The organism is Halococcus thailandensis JCM 13552, assembly GCF_000336715.1.
Taxonomy (GTDB): domain Archaea; phylum Halobacteriota; class Halobacteria; order Halobacteriales; family Halococcaceae; genus Halococcus; species Halococcus thailandensis.
This window is the reverse complement of sequence record NZ_AOMF01000155.1, coordinates 69786-91938: the sequence shown is the minus strand read 5'-3', so window position 1 is coordinate 91938 and position 22153 is coordinate 69786. Positions and strand designations below refer to the sequence as shown.

The following is a 22153-nucleotide window of genomic DNA, read 5'->3' as shown; positions in this document are numbered from 1 at the left end:
TTAGACCTTTGGACTCCCGGCATCGAGGTCGAACACGTTCGCCAGCTCGGTTTCGAGCGTCGTGGTGTATTCGGCGAGCACCGCGTCGAACTTCTCCTCGTCGACGACGATGGCCGTGAGCCGATCGTACGGGTCGTCGGGAAGTTCGATCCGAAAGCCCTCGTCCTCCTCGTAGAACGGCTCGCTCTCGTTGAGCACCTGCTGGTCGATGGCGTGGATGAGTTCCGAATCGTAGCGCTCGCTCATCGACTCGAAGGCGTTGCGGTAGGCGGTCTGGAGCTCGGGGAAGTAGTTCGCGTACTTGTCCTCGAACTGCTCGGCGCTGAACTCGGTCATGCACGGCACACGTGCGGCACGGACTAAAGCGGGCCGGTGGACGTCGGGTTCCGAAACTGGTTTGGATCGTCCACGGCTCGATAAGACATGGACCCACGAGTCCGCGAGCACGCACAGCTGATCGCCGACGCCGTCGACCTCGCCGCGGGCGACGAGTTCCTCATCAAGTCCGAGCCGCCGGCCGACGACCTCGTGACAGCCCTCTACGAGGTCGCCGGCGAGCGCGGTGCCCATCCGCTCGCGATCCGGACCAATCGGAGCGGCCGGGCGATGCGAGCCTATCTCAACGCCGCCGACGAGAGTGGCGTGGAGTTCGAGACGCCCGCCCACCAGCGAGCGCTCGTCGAGGCCGCCGACTGCCACGCGATCATCCGCGGTCACGAGAACGTCACCGAGCTCGGCGACGTCGACCCGGACGTGAACTCGGCCTACGAGAAGGCCCACGGCCCGATCCTCGAAGAGCGCCTCGGCCACCGCTGGACGCTCACCCAGCATCCCACGACGGCGAACGCACAGCTCGCCGAGATGAGCATCGAAGCCTACGAGAACTTCGTCTACGACGCCATCCTGAAGGACTGGGACGAACAGGCCGAATTCCAGGCTCAGCTGGTCGAAATCCTCGACGACGCCGAGGAGGTCCGGATCGTCTCGGGTGCCTCGACCGACGTCACGATGTCGATCGCGGGCAACCACGCGATCAACGACACCGACAGCCACAACCTGCCCGGCGGCGAGGTGTTCACCGCTCCAGTTCCAGAAAGCGTCTCGGGCGAGGTCCACTTCGACAAACCGGTCTACCGCCGCGGCCGCGAGATCACCGACGTGCGACTCACTTTCGAGAACGGCGAGGTCGTTTCCCACGAGGCCGAGAAAAACGAGGACCTCCTGACGACGATCCTCGACACCGACGCGGGCGCACGCCGTCTCGGCGAGCTGGGCATCGGGATGAACCGCGACATCGACCACTTCAGTTACAACATGCTGTTCGACGAGAAGATGGGCGACACGGTCCACATGGCCGTCGGGCGTGCCTACGACGACAACGTCGGCGAGGGCAACGAGCAGAACCAGAGCGCACAGCACGTCGACATGATCGTCGACATGAGCGGGGACTCGCGGATCGAAGTCGACGGCGAGGTCGTCCAGCGCGACGGTACCTTCCGGTTCGAAGACGGTTTCGAGGGGTAATCAGAACGTTTCCGTGTGCGGGCGGAGATCGAGTTCGAGCGTCCACGCGCTCTCGTCCTGTTCGACGAGCTGCCAGTAGTTCGTGGCGATGGCGTCGGGATCGAGGTAGTCGTCGGGATTTTCGACGTCCCGATCTGGCGGGCGAATGCCGCCGTCGATGACGACGTGGGCGACGTGGATCCCCTGCGGGCCGAGATCGCGGGCCATCGACTCGGCCATCCCGCGGACGGCGAACTTCCCGGCCGAGAAGGCGAGCGCACCCTCGTTGCCCCGGACCGATGAGGTCGCACCGGTGAAGATCACCGTGCCGCCGTCGTTGTCGAGCATGTCGGAAACGGCCTCTTGCGAGCAGTGGAAACTCCCCTGCGGGCCGACCGCGAGGGCTTGCTCGAACTCCTCGTCCGAGAGATCCAGCAACCCCTTCCACGCGCCGCCGCTGGCGTGGTTGACGAGTACGTCGTTGGGACCGAACGCTTCGCGGACCTCAGCGAACCCCGCCGCGACCTGCTCTCTATCGGTGATGTCCGTCCGGACCGCGAGCGCTTCACCGTCCTCGTTCAGTTCGTCGGCGAGGTCCTCGATGAAGTCCGCCGAGCGCGCGAACAGGCCGACCGCACAGCCCTCCGCGACGAACTTCCGGGCGATCGACGCGCCCAGTCCGGGACCGACGCCCGCGATGACGGCCGTTCGTGTCATATTCACCAGTTGGTACGCAGTGACAAAACCGTTCGGTGGCCGCCGGCAGTTGCGGTGCGGCCGCCGTGCGGCCGCGGTGGCGGCAGCAGTTCCTGGTGGATGAAGGGCGAGGCGCACGACTGGAAGGAGTAGCGAACGAAGTGAGCGTGCGCCGAGGGCTTCGGCGGTGCTGTGTGGTGACGATGTGGTTTGCGGAGCGGTCGCAGCCAAGTGTCGACATCCGCGCGAACGGAGTGAGCGGGGTTCACTGCTCGCGCGGTTTGCGAGCAGGTGTTTTTAGCCCAGGTTTTTGGAAGGGGTTCGAGCGCGCCGAAGGCGCGCGAGGATCCCTTGTAAAAAAGTGGGGTTAGATGACGCGGTTCTGCAGGTAGTCGAGGTGTTTGGCGTTGTAGACGATCTTGACCTCGTCGGCGGCCGGGCTGCCGATGCAGGTCAGACGCACGTTACGGTCCTCGACCTCCTCGTTGGAGAGGATCTGCTGCATGTCCATGTCGATCTCGCCCTCTTTGACGATGGCGGCGCAGTTCGCACACGCGCCCGCCCGGCACGAGAACGGCCAGTCGTACCCCTGCGCCTCGGCGGCTTCGAGGATGTACTCCGACTCGTTGACGTCGATCGTGCCGTAATCCTCTTCGCCGAGACCGGCGTCTTCGGCCTTCTCGAAGAGGTCGTCGTCGTCGATCTCCCATCCCTGATCGTCGAACACTTCGTAGTTGACGTATTCTACGGTGGGCATCACCCGCCGTTGACCCCCCGGCTTGTTAGGTGTTGTTGTTCGGATCACAGAATCGATCAAAAGACCGTGAGAAACCGGAAAACGAGGAAGGCGGCGATCGTCGAGACCGCGGGCACCAGGTTCTGGAGGGCGATAACCTTCGCCGTCGTCGCCGGTTCGAACAGCTCCGCCGCCTCGTCGGTCGCCCCCGGATCACGCAGATCCTCGTCGGCCACCACGGCCTCGCTGACCGACGTCCCGCCCGTCGCCAGCGGGTCGGTGCGCTCGCCGACGGTCCGGGTCGCCCGACCCCAGCCGAGCCCGACGATCGACATCGTGGCGATGATGACGACGCTGACGGGGATGTCGAACCACGAGAGAATCGTGACGAGCGTCGAACTCACGACCGCGACCACGAGCGCCGCGAGCAGCGGCATCTCGGTGAGCCCCTCTCCCATCGTCGCGATCGTTCGCCGCCCGATCGTGAACGCGCCGAGCCCGACCGCGACGCCGACGAGCAACAGTCCGGGCTCTATCGCGAGCGTGCCCGCACCGACCAGCGGCGCGATCGCGTTGGCGGCGTTCGACGTACCCGCGCTGAACGCCGTGTAGCAGGCCACGACGACCACCAACAGCGTCCCGACGGCCTCGCGACGGGTGGTGTTCGCCCCGAGGCGTGGCCGTGGCAGCATCCCCCGACGATCGAGTGCGAACAGCGACCCCTCGGTCTGGTTGATCGCGAGCGCGCTGGCGAGCCGTGAGTAGAAATACCGGCCGACGACGGCGCTGACCCAGAAGGCGACGATCGGCGAGACGAGCCACCAGGTCAGGATCTCTGTCATCGTCGCCCAGTCGAGCGCCTCGCTCGCCAGCCCGAGGCCCGCGATCGAGCCGACGCCGGTCATCGATGTCGAGGCGGGCACGCCGACGACGTTGGCGAGGAACAGCGCGAGCCCGATGAAGAAGAGCACGACGACGCTCGTCTCGGGCGTGAAGTAACTCGACGGGACGATCCGTCCGCCCATCGTTCGGACGACGCCGCGCCCGACCGTCCAGCCGCCGAGGAAGAACGAGAACGTCATCAGCGCCGCCGCGCCGGTCTTCGAGACCGCGCTCGCGCCGGCGGCCGGCCCGAAGGCGACGCCGATGTTCGAACCGCCGACGTTGAAGCCGACGAACACCGCGACGCCGAGGCCGACGACGAAGAGAGCCGAGAGTGCCATAGTCACTCATACGACGCCGAACGGATAGTTCTTTCTCGCCCACGTGAAACCAGTTTGTAAGTTATCAGCGACGGTTTCCGACGGGTTTAGGCCGGCGCTCGCGGAGAGCCCTCATGTTCGAGGGTTTCGAGGTGATCCCGGCCGTCGACGTGCAAGAGGGAGAGGTCGTCCAGCTCGTCGGCGGCGAGCGTGGGAGCGAAACGGAGTACGGCGATCCGGTCGAAGCGGCCGAGCGCTGGGTCGCGGCGGGCGCGCGCACGCTCCACCTCGTCGATCTGGACGGAGCCTTCGACGGCGAACGCGAGAACGCGGCGGCGATCGAACGGATCGTCGACGCGGTCGATATTCCTGTGCAACTCGGCGGCGGGATCCGCACCGCCACCGACGCCCGTTCGCTGCTCGACAGCGGCGTCGAACGGGTGATCCTGGGCACTGCAGCCGTCGAGAATCCCGATCTCGTCACGGAGATAAGCGAGACCCACCCCGGACGAGTGCTCGTCAGTCTCGACGCCAGCGATGGCGAAGTCGTCGTCGCCGGCTGGACCGAGGGCACGGGGATGGATCCCACCGAGGCGGCCGTCGAGTACGAACAGCGCGGGGCGGGCGGGATCCTGTTCACCGACGTCGACGTCGAAGGTCGGCTAGAGGGCGTCGAGGCCGAACGCGTTCGCCGGATTGCGGAAGCGGTCTCGATCCCGGTCGTCGCCAGCGGCGGTGTCGGCACGATCGACGACATCCGGACGCTCCGCGGAGCGGGTGCGGACGCGGTCGTCGTCGGTAGCGCGCTCTACGAGGGACGGTTCACGCTCGCCGATGCGCGTGCGGCGCTCGACGAGTGAAGGAACCGCCAGCGCGGGGTCAGTACGGCGACGGCTTGCGAGTCGGCGATCGAGGTGGGAGGTCGGCGTCGTTTCACCGAGTGGCGTTCCAGCGCGTGAGAAACGCCGACGCCAGCCCGGTGAGGCCGACCGGAATGGCGAGAGCGACCAGCGGGACGACGAGATCCGCGATGTCGAAGGGGTTCGTGGTCGTGCCCCCGGTCGTGGTGGCTTCGGCACCGCCGCCACCGCCGGCGACGAGACCGATGAGCACGGCAGCGATGAGCACCATCACGACGTAGCCGACCGCGGTGGCGACGAAACTCGTGAGATAGGTCGCTCGTGCCTCGTCCAACCGTTCGGCGATGCGAAGCCCGGAGAGGGCAGCCATGACGGGACCGGTCAGCAACACGACGACGAGCACCGAGACCAGGAACAGGGCGGCGGCGATCGCTTGGCCGAACCCGCCACCGCTACCGCCGGCGAGCAGTTCGAGGACGATGACGCCCAGCAGACCGAAGCCGGCACCGACGATGGCGAACAGCCCGATGACGAAGGTGAGCTGTGATCGCGGGCCGGACTGGGCGAGCGTGTCGCGCGCCGAGTCGAGGCTTCGGCCGATCGTCTCACCGGCACCACCCTCGCGGCGCGTCTCACCGGTCGATCGGTCCGGGGTCGGGGTGGTGTCGGCCGTGGAGCGGCCGTCAGTCGTGGTGTGGCCGTCAGTCGTGGAGCGATCGTCGGCCGTGGAACGATCACCGGCGGTGGATCGGTCGTCCGGATCACGGTCACTCGTTCCGTCGTCGATATCCATGACTCAGATGGTATTCGGCTGGAAAATAAGGGTTTGGGACGACCGACGGCTAGCATAACCGCCTTACGTCTGCCCGGAAAGCACCGATATGCCCCGGACTGCGACCGTAACGCGCGAGACGGCCGAGACGGCCATCGAGCTCTCGCTCACCATCGACGGCGACGGCGACGCGACCGCCGAGACGGGCATCGGCTTCCTCGATCACATGCTCGACTCGTTCGCGAAACACGGCCTGTTCGATCTCGACGTGACCTGCGACGGCGATCTCCACGTCGACGACCACCACACGATCGAGGACGTCGCCATCGCGCTCGGGACGGCTTTCGACGAGGCGCTCGGCGACCGGACCGGAATCCGACGGTTCGCCGATCGGAAAGTCCCGCTCGACGAGGCCGTCGCGGGCGCTGTCGTCGACGTGTCGGGACGACCGTTGTTCGAATTCGACGGCGAACTCTCGCAGGCCACGGTCGGGGAGTTCACGAGCGTGATGGCCCCGCATTTCTTCCGCTCGCTCGCGACGAACGCCGGACTGACGCTCCACACTGAACTGGAGGGCGAGAACGCCCACCACGAGATCGAGGCGCTGTTCAAGGCCGTCGCGCGGGCGCTCGACGACGCCACACGGCCCGACGAGCGCCGCGAGGGAACCCCGAGCACGAAAGGCACGCTGTGATGTTCGACGAGATCATGGCGAAGTTCGCGGGCAGCCCGGGCCAGCAGGCCGTCGTCAGGCTGCTGCTCGAACGCGGCTTCTCGGTCAGTTCGGAGGGACGGGTGGTCTCGGGCGGCATCGAAATTCCGAACACACAGATCGCGACCGAGGTCGGCGTCGACAGAAGAGTGGTCGACTCGACGACCGACACGCTGCTCGACGACGACGAACTGCGACCGATCTTCCAGAATATTTCGGCAGTGCCCAGTCTGAAGGACCTCGCGCCGGTGCTCGATCTCTCGGTGCTCACCGTCGCGGTCGGCGACGCCGAAGGGGTCGGCATCGTCGCTCGCGTCACGACCGTGATCGCCGACCACGATATCTCGATTCGGCAGACGATCAGCGAGGACCCCGAGTTCACCGACGAGCCGCGGCTGTCGATCATCACCGACGAGCCGCTCCCCGGTGACGTGTTGACGGAGGTCCGCGAGCTCCCGTTCGTCCGCAAGCTCGAACTCGAATGAGCGAAACCTATCGCACGGTCGGGGGACGCGGCGAGGCGGCCTTCGAGGAGCGCGGCTCGCGGTTCATCGGTTACATCGCGCCCGCAGAAACGGTCGCCGACGCCGAAGAATTCGTCGCCGCTATCGAGAACGAACATCCGGACGCGTCGCACAACGTGCCGGCCTACCGGGTGCGCGCCGATCCGCTCCGGGAGTACGCGAGCGACGACGGCGAGCCCGGCGGGTCGGCCGGCAAACCCGCGCTGACGGTCATGGAACGCGAGGAAATCGAAAACGTCGCGGCGGTCGTCACGCGCTACTACGGCGGGACGAACCTCGGCGTCGGTGGGCTCGCCCGTGCATACGGCCGAGCGGTGAAGCTCGCGCTCGACGACGCCGGAACCGTCGAACAGCGCCCGCACGAACGGCTCCGCCTCGCCGTCGACTACGACGATTCGGGGACCGTTCGTGGGATCCTCGAAAGCAGTGACGTGGAGTTCGAGGCCGAGTACGAAGAGCGGGCGAGTTTCGCGGTGCGCGTGCCGAGCGCCGACGCCGAGGAGCTGCGCGAGCGACTGCTGAGCGCGACCAGCGGTCGGGCGGAGCTGGAATCGGACGACGGCGAGTGAGAAGTGGGAAAGAAGATCAGTCGGCGCTGGTGGCCGATCCGGTCGTCGTCCGCGAGCGCGCGTAGCCGACGATGGCGTAGACCGCGGGCGTGTCGAACAGCGCGATGAGGAGTTTGAGAAGGTACTGGCCGATCCCGAGACCGAGCAGGATCGACGGCGGGAGCGCGCTGCCGACGCCGAGCAGTTCGGGAGCGAGATAGAAGGCGACGCCGACGAAGATCACGGTGTCGATCGCCTGACTCGTCGCCGTCGAGCCGACGTTGCGCAGCCAGAGCGCGCGCCCGTCGGTGTACTCCTTGAGCCGGTGGAAGACGAACACGTCCCAGTTCTGGCTCACGAGATAGGCGAGCAGGCTGCCGAGCACCACGTTGGTGCTCGCGCCGAGCACCGCGGCGAACGTCCCGGGATCGACCGCGCTGCTGGCCGCGGCGGGGGCGGCGATCGTCGCCCAGACCAGCACCAGGAGCACGAGGTTCATCGCGAAACCGAGGTTGACGAGGACGTGCGCCGACCGCCGGCCGTACAGTTCCGAGTAGCAATCGGAGGCGAGGAAGGTCAGCGCGTAGGCGAGCGACGCACCCGGAAGGATCAGCTCCGAACCGACGATCGGCAGCGAGAACGGGATCGAGAACGCGAGCACCTTCGTCGCGGTGAGCTGGGCGGTCACGAGCGCCGTGGTAAAGAGGGCGATCAGCGCGACCTGGACGCCGGAGGCCCCGCGGTCGCTCATCGTGGCCTCCCGGCGCTGTCCGTCGAGGAGTGTGTCATACCGGAGGCGAACGCTACGGGTAGATAGGCCGTTCGGTCAGTCGGCGCTCTCGCGCTGGCTCCGCGTCGTCCGCCGCCCGCCGAGGGTGTATATCCAGAGCAGGCCGAGTCCGAGCCCGTAGCAGAGCATGATCGGGATGCCGATGATGAACATCATGAACACGCCACGCGGCGAGACGTAGGCGGTGAACGCGAACACGCCGACGGTCACCTCGCGCCAGCGGTTGCGCATCGCGCCGTAGAGCACCAGCCCCCCGCGATGGAACAGCACCATCGTCACGGGGATCATCGCGAGCAGGCCGATACCGGCGGTCGTGAAGAAGACGAGCCAGCCCGCGGCGCTGATCCGATAGGCGACGACCATGTTCGATCCGACGACGTCGGCGGCGAGCCACGAGATGACCGTGGGGGCCACGGTGGTGTAGCCGACCGCGACGCCGCCGACGAGGCTCGCCAGCATCGCACCGGCCCAGGCGAACAACACCCGTCTGTCGCCGCCGGCCAGACCACGCTCACGCAGCGCCGGCCAGGCCCAGTAGAGGAAGAAGGGCAGGATGGCGAGCACCGCTAAGAGGGTACTGAGCTTGATCTCGAAGACGAGCGCCTCCACGGGATGCAGTTCGACGACGCCGACGCTCTCCGGGCGGACGGCCGCCGGCAGACGGGTGAGGAAGTCCGATCGAATCCCACCGATACCGCCCTGTGAGAGCCAGATGAACGTGCCGGCGAGCACGGCCATGAACAGTCCGAAGAGGAGGAAGGCCCGCGATCGCAGGCTGTTGAGGACGAACGCGATGTCGTAGTAGTAGCCGCCGATGTCCTCCTCGGTCGTCTCCTCGGCGGTGAACGAGTCGACCATCCCGGCGGTCGTCCGGGTGAGTGCGTTGCTCTCGGCCGCGTCTTCGGTTCCCTGATCCTCGACGGCCGGCTCGAACTCGTCGGGGAACTCCTCGTCCTGGTCGGCATCCGCGTCGAGTTCGTCGGCGTCCTCGTCGGCGGTCTGTGCGTCGTCGAAGCGGTCGAGGATCGCCTGTGCCTTGTTCGGATCGCCGTCGCTCATCGCCATGCTCGCCTGCGCGGTCGCCTCCTCTTCGCTCATTTCGGCGAACGCCTCGGCGGGTGCGGCCCGGACGCCCGCCTCGTCGAGCGCGCCGACGTCGATCGTCGCGGGGCTGTCGGGGCGGCCGGGTTCGGCGGCAGCGCTCTCGACGGCGCGGTAGAGGTAGTAGACGAGCGCGAGGACGACTAACACGAGGAAGACCGCCGCCGCGACGGCCGCGATGGCCGCGTCCCGCGGCAGGCCGAGCAGCGGGCCGATATACTTGAACACCGGTTCCTCGGGCGTGAAGAAGGGGATCTGCGGGACGATCACCTGATTGAAGTAGCCGCCGAAACCGGCGACGATGGCACCGGCGACGCCGCCGGCGATCAGCGTGGGGATACCGAAGATTCGCAGCCAGCGATCGCGGACGACCCCGCGAACGCTGACGGCGCTCCCGCCGCGCTGGAGGGTCACGACGAAGCGCGTGAGGCCGAGGCTGAGCACGTAGAGGAGGATGATCGGCAGCGCCCAGAGCACCTGCGTGAACGGGTCCGGCGGCGAGAACAGCGCGCCGAAGCCGAAGGCGGCGATGATGGCGTACTTCCATTTTTCCCTGAATGTCTCGTAGGGGACGATCTCCGACAGCGAGAGCCCGGTCATCACGAGCGGGAGCTGGGCGGCGATACCGAACGAAATCGAGAGCAGGAGGATGAACTGCGCCCAGAGCACGATCGAGTAGGTTGGCTGGAAACCGACCGCGACGGAGTTCGACGCCAGGAACTCGAACATCAGCGGGAAGAAGACGAAGTAGCCGTAGGCGGCACCGAGAACGAACAGGAAGGCCGCGATGAGCACGACGAGCGCGGCCTTCCAGCGGCCGCCGATCCGCGGCCAGTAGCCGCGGGTCTTGAGCGCGTCGCGCGAGTAGTAGAGCAGGACGGGCAGCGAGACGAACGCAGCGACGAACAACGCGATCTTCACCTGCAGGAGCGGCACGTCGAACGGCGTCGTGGCGACGACCGAGGTCTGTTTGGCGACCGCAGGCGGCAATCGCGCGAAGAGATCCGCTTTGAGGCGATCCCAGACGTAGAGCCAGAGCGCGTAGAACGAGCCGAGGAAGGCGACGAGGAAGACGATCGCGACCTTCTGGAGATGCGTCTGGGCAGCCGACAGCAGCGCACCCAGCGTCTCCCGTCCGCGCGCGACCGAGCGGCGAACGTCCTCGTCGACGGCTCCGGACATCCTACGAGAGGGTTGCTGACTCCCGGTTATCAATCTTGTCGGTCGCGCCGGCGAGAAGAAGGCTTACAACGCTGACCGCGAAACGATCGATCGAATGGCCGAGTCGACGGGGACGGCTGTCGCCGACGGCGAGAACGCGCCGCTCGACGACACCGAGATGCCGCTTGCCGACCACATCGAGGAGATGATCAAGCGGCTGGCGATCGTGCTGGTCGTCATGGCGATCGTCAGCGGCATCGTCTTCCCCCTCGCCGACGATCTCATCAACTTCATCTGGTACGAACTGCTGCCGGGACCGATGGGCCCGGGAGCGGCCAAACCACGCGTCTACGACCCGCTCGCGCTGATCCTCGCCCGACTCAAGGTCTCCTCGCTCGCGGGGTTCGTGATCGCGCTGCCACTGTTCGTCTATCAGACCTATCGGTTCATGCGCCCCGGTCTCTACCCGAACGAGCGCCGCTACTACCTCGCGGCCGTGCCGACGAGCCTCGTCCTCGCGATCGCCGGCGTCGCCTTCGCGTTCTATCTCATTTTGCCTGTTATCTTCACCTACTTCCTCCAGTACTCCGAGGGTGTGACGACGATCGCGTTCGGACTGACCGAGACCTTCGGGCTGATGACGCTGCTGATGGGCTTTTTCGCGCTCGTCTTCCAGATCCCGCTGTTCGTGATGCTCGCGATCATGATGGGCGTCACCTCGCGGGCCTGGCTCGCGAGCAAACGGCTCTACTTCTGGGGGGCCTTCCTCGGACTTTCCTTCCTGTTCAGCCCCGACCCGACTGGGATGGCCCCCATCCTCGTCGCGGCGACGATGATCACCCTGTTCGAAGGCACACTACTACTGCTCCGCTGGACGGGCAGCGAGTAGCAGCGTCGCGAAACGGGAGCGGGCCTCAGAGCCGATCGCGGATCGCGTCGGCGTCGTACGAAAGCGAGAGCTCGCGCGACCGACCACGCCCCTCGACGGTGGTGTAGTCGGCATCGACCAGCCCGACGCGGTCGAGTTTGTTGACCAGTTCCGAGTAACGCGTGTAGCCGAGCCCCGTCTCGTCGTGGAAGGCCTCGTAGACCGCGCCGGCGCGCTCGCCGTCGTGATCGGCGATCGTCAGGAGGAGCGTCCGCTCCGGATCGGACAGCCCGCGGACGCGCCGCGATAGGTGGACGTGTCTGGCCGTCTCGTAGGCCGTCTCGACGTCCTCGCTCTCCACGGCGTCGCTCGCGCGGCGTTCGGCGTTCAACCCCGCCCGCCGGAGGAGATCGATCCCGACCCGCAGATCGCCCGTCTCGGCGGTGAGGGCGGCCACACGGTCGAGAACGGGCGGTGCGAGTACGTCGTCGCGGAAGCCACGTTCGACGCGCTCGCCGAGGATGTCGACGATCGCGTCCTCGTCGTAGGCCGGGAAGAACACCTCCTCCGGACGGAAGACGCTCTGGACGCGGCCGTCGAGTTCGGCGATCACGTCGAGATCGAGATCCGAGGAAACCAGAAGGACACCGATCTTCGCGCCCGCATGTGTCTCGTGAGCCCTGAGTAGCGAGTAGAGGGTCTCGGAGGCTTCGCCCTCGTAGAAGAGGTAGTTCACGTCGTCGAGACAGACAGTTAAAATCTCGTCCTCGTCGGTAAGGTGGTCGGTGATCTGCTTGAACAGGCTCTTGAACGAGACGCCGCTGGCCGGCGGTTCGTACTCGAAGAGCTGCTCGAAGATCCGCGAGAAGACCGCGTAGCGCGTCGAATCCACCTGACAGTTGACGCGCACGGTTCGAACCCCGCGCCGGCCGTCGAGCTCGCCGAACAGTTTCTGGATCGCCGTCGTCTTCCCCGTGCCGGGCGGCCCGCGCACCATCGCGTTGAGCGGGCGCGAGCCTCGGACGGCGGGCCGGAGCGCGTACTGCAGCCCCTCCAGCTGCTCGTCGCGATGCCGGAAGGTCTCGGGCAGGTAGTCGATCTCGAAGACGTGCTCGTCACGGAAGATCGACTCGTCCCACGAGAGCATCCCGTCCTCGGCCATCACTTTCACCACGCTCCCCGACGATTTCAAGGCTTCGGCGGCGGATCAGACGTACACAGGATCAAACGGCCGAACGATGACGGTCAGTCGGTCGTCGGCGCGTTGGCCCGTTCCATCGCCGCGAAGCCGCGTTCGAGGTCGGCGAGCAGGTCTTCAGGATGTTCGATACCGACCGAGACCCGGATCAGGGTGTCGGTGATACCGTTTTCGAGGCGTGTCTCGCGCGGAATCGGCTCGTGGGTCATTCCCGCGGGATGCTCGATGAGACTCTCGACGCCGCCGAGGCTCACGGCGAGCGAGAACACGTCGAGCGCTTCGAGGAAGGCCTGCGCGTCCGCGAAGTCGCCGTCGAGTTCGAACGAGAGAACCCCGCCGAAGCCCGATTGTTGTTTCCGGGCGAGTTCGTGCTGAGGATGGCTGTCGAGGCCCGGATAGTGGACGTTGCGAACCGCCTCGTGCTCGTCGAGGTGGGTCGCGAGGATCGACGCGTTGTCCGCGTGGCGCTCCATCCGGACGGGCAGCGTCTTCAGCCCGCGCGCGACGAGGAACGAATCGAAGGGCGCGAGCATGTCGCCGAGCCCGACCCGCTGGTGGAATTCGAGCGTCGCGGCGAGATCGGCGTCGCTCGTGATCGCCGCGCCGCCGACCGAGTCGGAGTGGCCGTTGATATACTTGGTCGTGCTGTGGACCACGACGTCGGCACCCAGATCGAGCGGCTGCTGGAAGTACGGGCTCAGGAAGGTGTTGTCGACGACGAAGGTCGTGTCGTCGCCGACCGCCACCGCGATGGCCTCGATGTCGCAGAGTTTGAGCAGAGGGTTGGTCGGCGTCTCCATCATCACGAGGGTCGTCTCGGGTTCGATGGCCGCCGCCACGGTCTCGGCGTCGGTCGCATCGACGAAATCGACGGCGACGTCGAGACGATCCTCGAAGACGGTCTCCAGCAGTCGGCGCGTGCCGGCGTAGAGATCGTCGAAGGCGACGACGTGGTCGCCGGGTTCGACGACGGACAGTGCTGTGGTCGCGATCGCCGCCGTACCCGAGGAGAAGGCGAACGCGCGATCGCCGCCTTCGAGCGCGGCGAGGCGCTCTTCGAGAGCGTGTCGCGTCGGGTTCGAGAGCCGCGAGTAGAGGAACTCGCCGGCCGCCGGATCGGCGTCGTCGAGACCGATGCTCGGATCGAGCGCACCGAGCTCGAACGTCGAGGAGAGGTGGATCGGTCGCACCACGTCGCCGGTCTCCGAGGCGCGCCCGCCCGTGGCGATCGCCCGCGTGTCGAACCGCCGGTCGTCGTCCATACCCGTGCTACCGGCTCCCCCACCAAAACCCTTCGTTAGTTGTCAGTAATTATTGCCAGCGCGATATGAGCAGTGGTAATTTGGGAGGGGAGAGGTCGGTGCGGGCGACGGGCGATTCTACGCCGGGATCATCCCCTCGGACTCGCCGCGCATGACGACCTCGCCGTCCCCGTTGTGGCAGACGAACGCCGACTCCATCAGCGTCCGGTCGTCGGTCTCGGTGAGCGATCGGATCTCCGACTCGCAGGTGATGGTGTCGCCGGCGAAGACCGGGCGCACGAACTCGAACTCGAGCGTGTGGGCGATGTAGTCGATGTCGCCGCCGAGCTTGGTCGGGAGCGTCGCGGTGAGCAGTCCCTGGGCCATCAGTCGGCCCTCGGCGTCGCGCTCGACGTGCTGTTGGCCCGTATCGCCCGACAGTTCGGCGAATCGCTGGATGTCGTCCTCGCTGAACGTGCGCTCGTACGAACGGGTTTGACCCTCGTGGACGTCCATTACGATCGACGGGAGACGTCCCAACGGCATAACTGCTGGTACAACCGGAGTTTCGTTTGCCGCGGTTGCGGCGGCACGCGACTCCCGTCCGTGTCCGTGATTCGCGGTGAGTCGATCGGCGGTTCCACTCCGTACAGACGACCGTTCGGGAGTGCGATGGCGGATCGGACGTGAGACACCGACTCGACTACTCGAACTTCCCCAGCAGTTTCTCGTAGAACCCGTCGGTGTCGTCGTCGGACTCCGTGGCGAGCTTCTCGACGATGAGTTCGGGCGTCGAGCGCGCGAGGACATTCTTCTTCGGCGAGCGCTCGACGACCAGCTCCCCGTTTTCGAGCCCGACCGCCTCGATCCCGTCGATCGAGACCGCGAACTCGGCCGCCTCGCTGATCTCGCCGGCGAGATGCGAGACGAACACGCCCGTCGTGCTGCCGGCGAGCTCCTCCAGGATGCCGGCGATGATCGTCGCCGACGCGCCGGGCTCGGTGATGCTTTCGAGTTCGTCGACGAGGACTAACCTGTGTGTCCCGCCGCCGACGAGGCCGGCGAACTCCCGGAGCGTGGCCTCGAACGCGCCCGCATCGAGCGTTCCCTGGCTCTTTTCCTGATAGTGCAGCGCCTCGTAGCGCTCGATGCGCACCGAGTCGGCGGGAACGGGCAACCCCATGTGCGAGAGCACCGTCACGATCGCGAGCAGGTCGAGCGTCGAGGTCTTACCTCCAGAATTTACGCCCGAGAGGAGCGTCGGGCCCGACACCTCGTAGTCGATCGGTTCGACCTCGGCGAAATCACAGTCGAGCAGTGGCGAGCAACCCCCCTCGATGGCGATGCCCGAGCCCGCGAATTCGGGGAGGACGCAGTCGAAATCACGGGCGAAGCGCGACACGGCGAGTTCGACGTCGCGCGCGAGCGCCGCCCGGACGAGCTCGTCACAGCCCTCGCGCATGCCGGCGAGATCGGCCGCGAGATCGCGTTTCAACCGACTCGCCCGCCGATCGCGCGCCACCGTCAGGTCATCGCGCAGGCGGTTGACGATCCCCTCGTCGTGCTCGACCGGAAACGTCGGCTCCTCGGGGAACGCGCGCGTCGCGAGTTCGGCTTCACCACTGTCGAGCGCCAGCGCATCGACGAGCTGGTCGCGCGCGGCGTCGATGGCTGCGGCGTGCTCGTCTTCGAGTTCGCGCGAGAGCAACGAATCGACGCCCGCCCCCTGCTCGACCAGCGAGAGCAGATCCGCGCCCTCGATCGTGACGTCGCGCTCCTCGATGGCCTCCCGGAGGCGGTCGTTGGCGACGCTCTCGGCCGTGGAGACCGCCGCATCCAGGTCCGCGACGGCGCGCTCCAGCCGGTCGAGTTCCTCGTCGCCGATCACCGTACCGTCGTCGTCGAGCTCCGCGAGCCGATCGTCGAGCGCCGCGAGATCGAGGGGTGCGTCGAGCTCCGCGACACGGTGGACGGCGCTCGCCGCACGGATGCGCTCGCGGTTGTGCGCGAAGAAGGCGAGCGTGCGCTCGGGCACCACCTCCTCGGGATTGTCGAGCGCGTCCGGCATGACCCGCACGTCGCCATCGATGTCGACGCCGGCGAACGCCTCGTCGAGAACGATGACGGTGGCGTAGCCGCGCGCGAGATCCGCCAGTCCGCGCGCGTCCTCGACGATCTCGACCGACAGCTCCGGGAACGCCTCCTGGGCCTCGGCGTGGCGTTCGGCGTCCGCAGTCGCGAGACAGCGCTCGCGGATCCGCTCGGTCGGCGGGGATTCGAGCGGCCCGACGCCGACGAGCGCGTCCAGAGTTTCGGGGTCGGGCTCGCGTTCCATCGCCGTCTCGACCCACTCACGGACCTCCTCGATGCGCGAGGCGCTGCCCGTCGGGAAGAGCGTTTCTAACCTGTGGGCGGCGTCGTCGGTGACCGCGCGCTCCTGGAGGAGATCGAGCACGGCACGATGGATCTCGCGCGCGCGATCGGTGGCGAGGAAGGTCCCCGAGTCGTCGTGTTCGGCACGGATGGCCGCGCGGGCGATGGCCGCCGCCCGTCCCGGCGTGATCCCCGGTGCGCGCGCGAGCGCCGCCACGTCACCCTCCCGCAGCGCGCGCTCCGGCTCCTCGATCGACTGGAGGCGTGCCGCGGTCTTCTCCCCGACCCCGGAGATGGATTCGAGCTCCATCGAGTCGTTACTCCCCCGCCGGGGAGAAAAACCATCCGGGCAGCGCACGAGCGCCGTGCTTTTGGCGCGCGACCACCGATCGAACCTATGAGCGTCCGAGAGAAAGCGGTCGCCGCGCGCGAGGATCTCGCGGACCGTGACGGCGTGCTCGTCGCCTTCTCCGGTGGCGTGGATTCGAGCGTCGTCGCGGCGCTGGCTCACGACGCGCTCGGCGACGACGCCGTGGCCTGCACCGCCAAGAGCGAGACGTTGCCCGATGCCGAGCTCGGCGGAGCCACCGAGGTCGCCGACGAGATCGGGATCCGCCACGAGATCGTCGAGTTCTCCGAGCTCGACAGCCAGGAGTTCGTCGCAAACGACGGCGAGCGCTGCTATCACTGCCGGACGATGCGGCTGTCGGCGATGTTCGACGCCGCCCGTGATCTGGGAATCGAGACCGTCTGTGATGGGACGAACGCCTCCGATCCGGGCGAGGGACATCGTCCCGGACTCCGGGCCGTCGAGGAACTGAACGCCTACTCGCCGCTGCTCGAACACGACATCACCAAGGAGGAGGTCAGGGAAATCGCCCGCGAGTACGACCTTTCGGTTTCGGAGAAACCCTCGATGGCGTGTCTCTCCTCGCGGATCCCCACAGGACTCGAAGTCACCGAGGAGCGGCTGACGCGCGTCGAGAAGGCCGAAACCCTGCTGCGAACCTGGGGGTTCGAACAGTTCCGCGTGCGCGATCACGACGGTCTGGCCCGCATCGAGGTTGCACCGGACGAGCTGGAGCGCGCGCTCGATCCCGACTTCGCCCGCGCGGCCCGCGAGCATCTCTCGGACATCGGCTTCGAGCACGTCACGCTCGATCTGGAGGGCTATCGAACGGGCAGCGTCAGTCCCGGGGAGGCGGGAGACGATCTCGATCTCGGTGCGGAGTATCCGACCCCAGAGGACTGAAACGCGCACGCACTGTCGTCGCGGAAAGATTCATTGATCCTCGATCGAAATATTTCGTATGGACGTTCGGCTCGATCGGGAGAGCTTCGACGACACGCGACGCGCAGAGGTGGGAGCGGTTGCCGGCGCGACGGGGACGGTCGTCGCCGTCGGTGCGGGTGCGAGCGGCCCCATCGAGATCGCGCTGGTGACAGGTCTCGTCGCGCTCGTCATCGGCTACGGAATCATGCTGACGGCGATGATCGAACGGCGCTGACGGGGGGCGTTTCGGCCCGAGTTATACCGACCAGAATCGTTTTCCTCGTGACCGGTGAACGACGGGCATGGTCGGAGCCCCGCGTCGTGCCCTCGCAATCGTGCTCGTCGTCGTTCTCGTTTCCAGCGGCTGTCTCACGCTCGGACCGTCGATATCGGCCGATACGGACGGTTCGGCGGTCTTCGAAAGCCTCTCGGTCGAGGAGCCGTGGGCGAGCGAGCATTTCCGCGTGAACGCCACGCTGCGCTCGACGCCAGCGGCGAGCAACGTCACGACGATCACGATCATCGGCGAGAGCGGTGAGAAATACGACACGGTGAGCGTCGCGTCGGGCCAGAGCGTCGTTCCGATCTGGGTACCGACGAACCGGAACGCGACGCTCGTTGCCTCCAACAACGTGAACTCGACGACGCTCGACTCGCTCAACGTCTCGACCGGCGGGAACCGGCTGCCCTGAGATAGCGGCGAGCCGTGAGGCAGACGTGGGGACTTTTACTGTCGCCGGGTCTGGACGGCACATGGACGATCAGGACTCCCGGCGGTGGGAGTACGAGATTCTCAGGCCGCCGCGTGACGAGACGAAAAAGGAGGCTGCCAACCCGAAGGCCGCGATCAACGAACTGGCGGCCGAGGGCTGGCGACTCGTGGAGACGATCGACTACACCAGTGGGGGAACCAAATATATCGTCTTCGAGCGGCCCCGCTCGACAGCGACGGGGGACGGACCGTGACGGCCGACATCGACGACTCGAACGTCGACAAGGACCTCGACGTGAGCACGGCGAACACGATGCGCGAGCGCGCCAACGAGAGTCGCCTCAAACTCTGGATACTGCTCAAGGCGAATCGACTGCTCGTCACGGGCGTGCTCGCGGTCACGTTCTTCGTCGTCTTCGTCATCGGCGTGACGGAGCTACCACCGCCGTTGGTCCCCCAGCTCAACAACGGCGACACGATCGATACCCTCTTCTCGACGATGATCAGCGCGGTCATCACCGGTGTGACGCTCGTCGTCACCATCTCTCAGCTCGTGCTCTCACAGGAGAACGGCCCGCTGGGCGAGCAGCGCCAGCGCATGGAGGACTCGATGGACTTCCGTGATTACACCGAGGAACTCGTCGGCTCGCCCAGCCCGGCCGATCCCTCGGCGTTCCTCCGGAACATCATCGACGTCAGTCAGGACCGTGCCGAGGCGATCCGCGACGGGTTCGAGGACATCGAAAGCGACCAACTCCGCTGGGAGATCGACCAGTTCACCCAGAGCGTCATCGGCAACTCCGAGACCGTGCGCGACCAGCTTCAGGGAGGCACGTTCGGCAACTTCGACGTGGTGTTCGCCGCGCTGAACTACAACTACGGCTGGAAGATCTTCCAGGTCGAGCGCCTGCTCAACGATCACGAGGCGGACCTCGGCGAGCGCGAGAACGAGCTGTTGAACGAACTGAAGACGGCGCTGTCGATGTTCGGCCCGGCGCGCGAACACGTCAAGACGCTCTACTTCGAGTGGGCGCTGACGTCGCTCTCGCAGCTCATCCTCTACGCGGCGATCCCCGCGCTCGCCGTCGCCGGCATCATGATGGTGATCGGCGAGGCGGGGACGTTCCCCGGGAGCACGCTCGGCATCGAGAACATCGCACTGTTGGTCGGTGCCAGCCTGACGATAACGCTGCTGCCGTTCCTGCTGCTCGTCTCCTACATCTCACGTATCGTGACGCTCGCCAAACGGACGCTCGCCATCGAACCGCTGATTCTCCGGGAGTCCCAGCGGTAGAAGCGATCGAACCCGGCTCTACGCCGACTCGCGATAGCCCGTGTCGTTTCGTCGAACCAGCTCGAACCCGTCCGCCGTGGGTCGACACTCGTTCACCGCACAGTTGTCCTGCGAGTGCTCGTCGAGAACCGTCACGTAGTCGGCCTCCAGAACGTGGCTACAGACCGCGTAGAGCGGCCCGCCGTGGGTGACGACCAGCACCGTCTCCTGACTGTCGAGCGCATCGAAGCCGGCGAGCACGCGCTCGCGCAAATCGAGCAGGCTCTCGCCGCGTTCGGGCGTCACTGCGAGCGCTGACTCACCTGACTGGCCCACGGAGAACTCGGGATACTCCTCGAACATCGTCTCGTAGGTCAGCCCCTGATAGACGCCGAAATCACGCTCGCGCCAGCGCTGCTCGAACGTCGGTTCGGGTTCGACACCCGCCCGATGGATGCGTTCGGCCGTCTCGCGTGTCCGTCGGAGGTCGGAGGCGATCACCCGATCGAACGCGTAGCGCGCGGCGAGGTGTTCGCCGGCGCGAGTTGCCTGTTCGCGCCCGCGCTCGGACAGCGGCGTCGGCGCCCAGCCCTGCAGGCGTCGCTCGGCGTTCCAGTCGGTTTCGCCGTGACGGACGAGTACGATGGTCATGGAACGTGTGCGTCGGCCGTCCGAAAGAACGTTCGTATCCGGGTCGAGGCGGCGTGGTCGCGTGAGTCAGCGTTTTGTACGGCTCGGCTCTCGAACGACCATGTTCGGCACCAGCGGTATCCGGGGACCGGTCGGCGAGGAAGTCACCGCGGCGCTCGCCCTCGACGTGGGGCGCGCGCTCGGGATCGACGCCGAGCGCGTCGTCGTCGGGCGCGACCCGCGCGCGAGCGGCCGTCTCCTGACCGACGCGCTGACGGCTGGCCTGCGCGAATCCGGCACCGACGTCCTGGACACAGGTCTGGCAGCGACGCCGACGGTGGCCAGAGCGGTCGGCTGGCAGGAGGCCGACGCGGGCGTCTCGGTGACGGCGAGCCACAACCCGGCACCGGACAACGGGATCAAACTCTGGCAGCCGAGCGGACAGGCTTTCGACGAGGAGCGTCGTGAAGAGATCGCCCTGTCTCTTATACACATCTNGGGGGGGGGGGGGGGGGGGGGGGGGGGGGGGGGGGGGGGGGGGGGGGGGGGGGGGGGGGGGGGGGGGGGGGGGGGGGGGGGAGCCACAACCCGGCACCGGACAACGGGATCAAACTCTGGCAGCCGAGCGGACAGGCTTTCGACGAGGAGCGTCGTGAAGAGATCGCCCGACGCGTACGCGAAGGCGAGTCGAGCCTCGTCCCGTGGGACGAGCTCGGCGAGCGACGCGAGATCGACACGGGCGAGCAGCATCTGGGCGCGCTCGCCGAAGTCGAAATCGACGACCCGCCGTCGGTGATCGTCGATCTCGGCAACGGTGCCGGCGGGGTCACGGTCAGGGCGCTCCAGACGCTCGGCTGCGAGGTCGAGACGCTCAACGCCCAGCCCGACGGCTCCTTCCCGGGACGACCCTCGGAGCCCACCGCCGAGAACTGCGAATCGCTCCGCGCGCTGGTCGAGACGAGCGACGCGGAGATGGGGCTCGCCCACGACGGCGACGCCGACCGCCTGCGTGCCGTGACCGGCGAGGGGGAGTTCGTTTCGGGCGACGTCCAGCTCGCGCTGTTCGCCCGCGAGGCGGTCGCCGAGAGCGACGTCGACGATCCACAGGTCGCCGTTCCCGTCGACACGAGCCTCGCGGTCGACGACGCGGTCGCGCCGGCGGCGTCGGTGACGCACACGAGGGTGGGCGACGTCTTCGTCGCCGAGCGCGCGACCGATCCGGACGTGGTCTTCGGTGGCGAGCCGAGCGGCGCGTGGATATGGCCTACACAAACGCTCTGTCCCGACGGCCCGCTTGCGGCCGTTCGATTGGTGGCCCTCGCCGCCGAGCGCCCGCTCGCCGAGCGCGTCGACGAGATCGAGACCTATCCCATTCGCCGCGAGAGCGTCGAGGTCGCGGAGAAAGGGCGGGTGATGGAGCGTGTCGAGAAGCAGGTCACTGCGGAGTACGACGACGTGCGGACGCTCGACGGGGTTCGGATCGATTTCGACGACGGCTGGGTGCTGGTGCGGGCGAGCGGGACACAGCCGCTCGTGCGGATCACCGCCGAGGCGCGTGACGAGGAGCGCTGCGAGGAGCTGTTCGAGCTGGCGAGCGCTGTCGTCGCGGATGCACGTCAGAAGGAGTGAGGTTAGCTTCGCCGCGTCGAGCGCGCCTGTCTGACGTCCGCGCCGTCGCGGATCTTGTCCTCACACTGGGGACAGACGCGTGGTTCGTCGATGCCGCTTGGGGTGAACACTCGCGCATACGCCGCCGTCACGAACGCACCACAGTTCTGGCATTCCGGCATGCAGTGTCATTTCGTGCCATCCAATATATAGGCGACGATACGCTCGCGGCCGGTCTCCGGGTTCCTGTCGGCCGTACGACCGCTGTTCGTGACAGTTTCACCATGGAACGTAATCACGGATCGAGCATCGGAGACAGCGACACGGACCAACGTTCATCCGTTCATGGGGCGTAGCGATCGGGACGAGCCG

General features: G+C 66.9%; 24 protein-coding genes and 2 pseudogenes. 13 read left to right on the top strand and 13 right to left on the bottom strand.

Annotated elements, in window-relative coordinates:
* The gene (locus C451_RS10435; protein ID WP_007740360.1) at nucleotides 1–336 is read right to left on the bottom strand and encodes a DUF5783 family protein; all 336 of its coding nucleotides are present in this window, start codon (nucleotides 334–336) and stop codon (nucleotides 1–3) included.
* An 87-nt stretch (nucleotides 337–423) separates the two neighbouring features.
* Between C451_RS10435 and C451_RS10430 the strand changes: the two genes are divergently transcribed.
* Nucleotides 424–1524 carry an aminopeptidase gene (locus C451_RS10430; protein ID WP_007740358.1) on the top strand — a complete coding sequence of 367 codons (1101 nt, stop codon included), beginning with the start codon at nucleotides 424–426 and terminating at the stop codon, nucleotides 1522–1524.
* Here the strand turns inward: C451_RS10430 and C451_RS10425 are convergent, their stop codons facing one another.
* The 3 genes from C451_RS10425 to C451_RS10415 form a co-directional block, all read right to left on the bottom strand.
* Nucleotides 1525–2220 carry an SDR family NAD(P)-dependent oxidoreductase gene (locus tag C451_RS10425; protein ID WP_007740356.1) on the bottom strand — a complete coding sequence of 232 codons (696 nt, stop codon included), beginning with the start codon at nucleotides 2218–2220 and terminating at the stop codon, nucleotides 1525–1527.
* Nucleotides 2221–2566: 346 nt separating this feature from the next.
* Nucleotides 2567–2956, bottom strand: coding sequence for a ferredoxin Fer (gene fer / locus C451_RS10420; RefSeq protein WP_004051793.1), 390 nt, complete (start codon nucleotides 2954–2956; stop codon nucleotides 2567–2569).
* Nucleotides 2957–3012: 56 nt separating this feature from the next.
* A complete protein-coding gene (locus tag C451_RS10415; RefSeq protein ID WP_007740347.1) occupies nucleotides 3013–4158 on the bottom strand; it encodes an inorganic phosphate transporter in 1146 nt (381 codons plus the stop codon).
* A gap of 113 nt (nucleotides 4159–4271) precedes the next feature.
* Here C451_RS10415 and hisA point away from each other — a divergent pair, with 113 nt between their 5' ends.
* On the top strand, nucleotides 4272–4997 hold the full coding sequence (gene hisA, locus C451_RS10410; protein WP_007740343.1) for a 1-(5-phosphoribosyl)-5-[(5-phosphoribosylamino)methylideneamino]imidazole-4-carboxamide isomerase: 726 nt from the start codon (nucleotides 4272–4274) through the stop codon (nucleotides 4995–4997).
* 73 nt (nucleotides 4998–5070) lie between these two features.
* Here the strand turns inward: hisA and C451_RS10405 are convergent, their stop codons facing one another.
* Nucleotides 5071–5790: a hypothetical protein gene (locus C451_RS10405; protein ID WP_007740341.1), complete on the bottom strand. Its 720-nt coding sequence runs from the start codon at nucleotides 5788–5790 to the stop codon at nucleotides 5071–5073.
* 88 nt (nucleotides 5791–5878) lie between these two features.
* Here C451_RS10405 and hisB point away from each other — a divergent pair, with 88 nt between their 5' ends.
* The 3 genes from hisB to C451_RS10390 are packed head-to-tail and all read left to right on the top strand — an operon-like array spanning nucleotide 5879 to nucleotide 7574.
* Nucleotides 5879–6463 carry an imidazoleglycerol-phosphate dehydratase HisB gene (gene hisB / locus C451_RS10400; protein WP_007740340.1) on the top strand — a complete coding sequence of 195 codons (585 nt, stop codon included), beginning with the start codon at nucleotides 5879–5881 and terminating at the stop codon, nucleotides 6461–6463.
* A complete protein-coding gene (locus tag C451_RS10395; protein ID WP_007740338.1) occupies nucleotides 6463–6966 on the top strand; it encodes a hypothetical protein in 504 nt (167 codons plus the stop codon). Before hisB ends, C451_RS10395 begins: the two co-directional genes overlap by 1 nt.
* Nucleotides 6963–7574 carry an IMPACT family protein gene (locus C451_RS10390; RefSeq protein WP_007740336.1) on the top strand — a complete coding sequence of 204 codons (612 nt, stop codon included), beginning with the start codon at nucleotides 6963–6965 and terminating at the stop codon, nucleotides 7572–7574. The genes C451_RS10395 and C451_RS10390 overlap by 4 nt, the downstream gene beginning before the upstream one ends.
* A 16-nt stretch (nucleotides 7575–7590) precedes the next feature.
* On the opposite strand, the gene C451_RS10385 is transcribed toward C451_RS10390, so the two are convergent.
* Both C451_RS10385 and C451_RS10380 read right to left on the bottom strand, forming a co-directional pair.
* On the bottom strand, nucleotides 7591–8304 hold the full coding sequence (locus tag C451_RS10385) for a queuosine precursor transporter (RefSeq protein ID WP_007740335.1): 714 nt from the start codon (nucleotides 8302–8304) through the stop codon (nucleotides 7591–7593).
* A 75-nt stretch (nucleotides 8305–8379) separates the two neighbouring features.
* Nucleotides 8380–10626, bottom strand: coding sequence for a twin-arginine translocase subunit TatC (locus C451_RS10380; protein WP_007740334.1), 2247 nt, complete (start codon nucleotides 10624–10626; stop codon nucleotides 8380–8382).
* 94 nt (nucleotides 10627–10720) lie between these two features.
* Here C451_RS10380 and tatC point away from each other — a divergent pair, with 94 nt between their 5' ends.
* A complete protein-coding gene (gene tatC / locus C451_RS10375) occupies nucleotides 10721–11494 on the top strand; it encodes a twin-arginine translocase subunit TatC (RefSeq protein ID WP_007740333.1) in 774 nt (257 codons plus the stop codon).
* Between the two features lie 25 nt (nucleotides 11495–11519).
* Here the strand turns inward: tatC and C451_RS10370 are convergent, their stop codons facing one another.
* The 4 genes from C451_RS10370 to C451_RS10355 all read right to left on the bottom strand — a co-directional run bounded on the left by C451_RS10370 (nucleotide 11520) and on the right by C451_RS10355 (nucleotide 16595).
* Entirely contained in the window at nucleotides 11520–12635 is a 1116-nt protein-coding gene (locus C451_RS10370; RefSeq protein ID WP_007740331.1) for an ORC1-type DNA replication protein, read from the bottom strand.
* 83 nt (nucleotides 12636–12718) lie between these two features.
* Complete coding sequence (locus tag C451_RS10365; RefSeq protein ID WP_007740329.1) at nucleotides 12719–13933, bottom strand: trans-sulfuration enzyme family protein; 1215 nt, start codon at nucleotides 13931–13933, stop codon at nucleotides 12719–12721.
* 117 nt (nucleotides 13934–14050) lie between these two features.
* A complete protein-coding gene (locus tag C451_RS10360) occupies nucleotides 14051–14428 on the bottom strand; it encodes an FAS1-like dehydratase domain-containing protein (RefSeq protein ID WP_007740328.1) in 378 nt (125 codons plus the stop codon).
* 187 nt (nucleotides 14429–14615) lie between these two features.
* Entirely contained in the window at nucleotides 14616–16595 is a 1980-nt protein-coding gene (locus tag C451_RS10355; protein WP_007740327.1) for a helix-hairpin-helix domain-containing protein, read from the bottom strand.
* Between the two features lie 87 nt (nucleotides 16596–16682).
* Here C451_RS10355 and larE point away from each other — a divergent pair, with 87 nt between their 5' ends.
* The 5 genes from larE (at nucleotide 16683) to C451_RS10330 (ending at nucleotide 19564) form a co-directional block, all read left to right on the top strand.
* On the top strand, nucleotides 16683–17537 hold the full coding sequence (gene larE / locus C451_RS10350) for an ATP-dependent sacrificial sulfur transferase LarE (protein ID WP_007740326.1): 855 nt from the start codon (nucleotides 16683–16685) through the stop codon (nucleotides 17535–17537).
* A 58-nt stretch (nucleotides 17538–17595) separates the two neighbouring features.
* Nucleotides 17596–17793 carry a hypothetical protein gene (locus C451_RS10345; RefSeq protein ID WP_007740325.1) on the top strand — a complete coding sequence of 66 codons (198 nt, stop codon included), beginning with the start codon at nucleotides 17596–17598 and terminating at the stop codon, nucleotides 17791–17793.
* Nucleotides 17794–17860: 67 nt separating this feature from the next.
* Entirely contained in the window at nucleotides 17861–18250 is a 390-nt protein-coding gene (locus C451_RS10340; protein ID WP_007740323.1) for a hypothetical protein, read from the top strand.
* Between the two features lie 61 nt (nucleotides 18251–18311).
* A complete protein-coding gene (locus tag C451_RS10335) occupies nucleotides 18312–18524 on the top strand; it encodes a DUF4177 domain-containing protein (protein ID WP_007740321.1) in 213 nt (70 codons plus the stop codon).
* Nucleotides 18521–19564 (top strand): hypothetical protein, encoded by a 1044-nt coding sequence (locus tag C451_RS10330; protein WP_007740318.1) that lies wholly within the window; start codon nucleotides 18521–18523, stop codon nucleotides 19562–19564. Before C451_RS10335 ends, C451_RS10330 begins: the two co-directional genes overlap by 4 nt.
* Nucleotides 19565–19582: 18 nt before the next feature.
* Here the strand turns inward: C451_RS10330 and C451_RS10325 are convergent, their stop codons facing one another.
* Nucleotides 19583–20194, bottom strand: coding sequence for a histidine phosphatase family protein (locus tag C451_RS10325; protein ID WP_007740317.1), 612 nt, complete (start codon nucleotides 20192–20194; stop codon nucleotides 19583–19585).
* 100 nt (nucleotides 20195–20294) lie between these two features.
* Between C451_RS10325 and C451_RS21080 the strand changes: the two are divergent.
* A pseudogene (locus C451_RS21080) lies at nucleotides 20295–20639 on the top strand (phosphoglucosamine mutase); the annotation flags it as partial.
* 113 nt (nucleotides 20640–20752) lie between these two features.
* A pseudogene (locus C451_RS10320) lies at nucleotides 20753–21802 on the top strand (phosphoglucosamine mutase); the annotation flags it as partial.
* A 2-nt stretch (nucleotides 21803–21804) separates the two neighbouring features.
* Here C451_RS10320 and C451_RS22915 read toward each other — a convergent pair.
* Nucleotides 21805–21963, bottom strand: a complete 159-nt coding sequence (locus C451_RS22915; protein ID WP_004051749.1) for a DUF7563 family protein — start codon at nucleotides 21961–21963, stop codon at nucleotides 21805–21807.
* Nucleotides 21964–22153 lie beyond the last annotated feature (190 nt).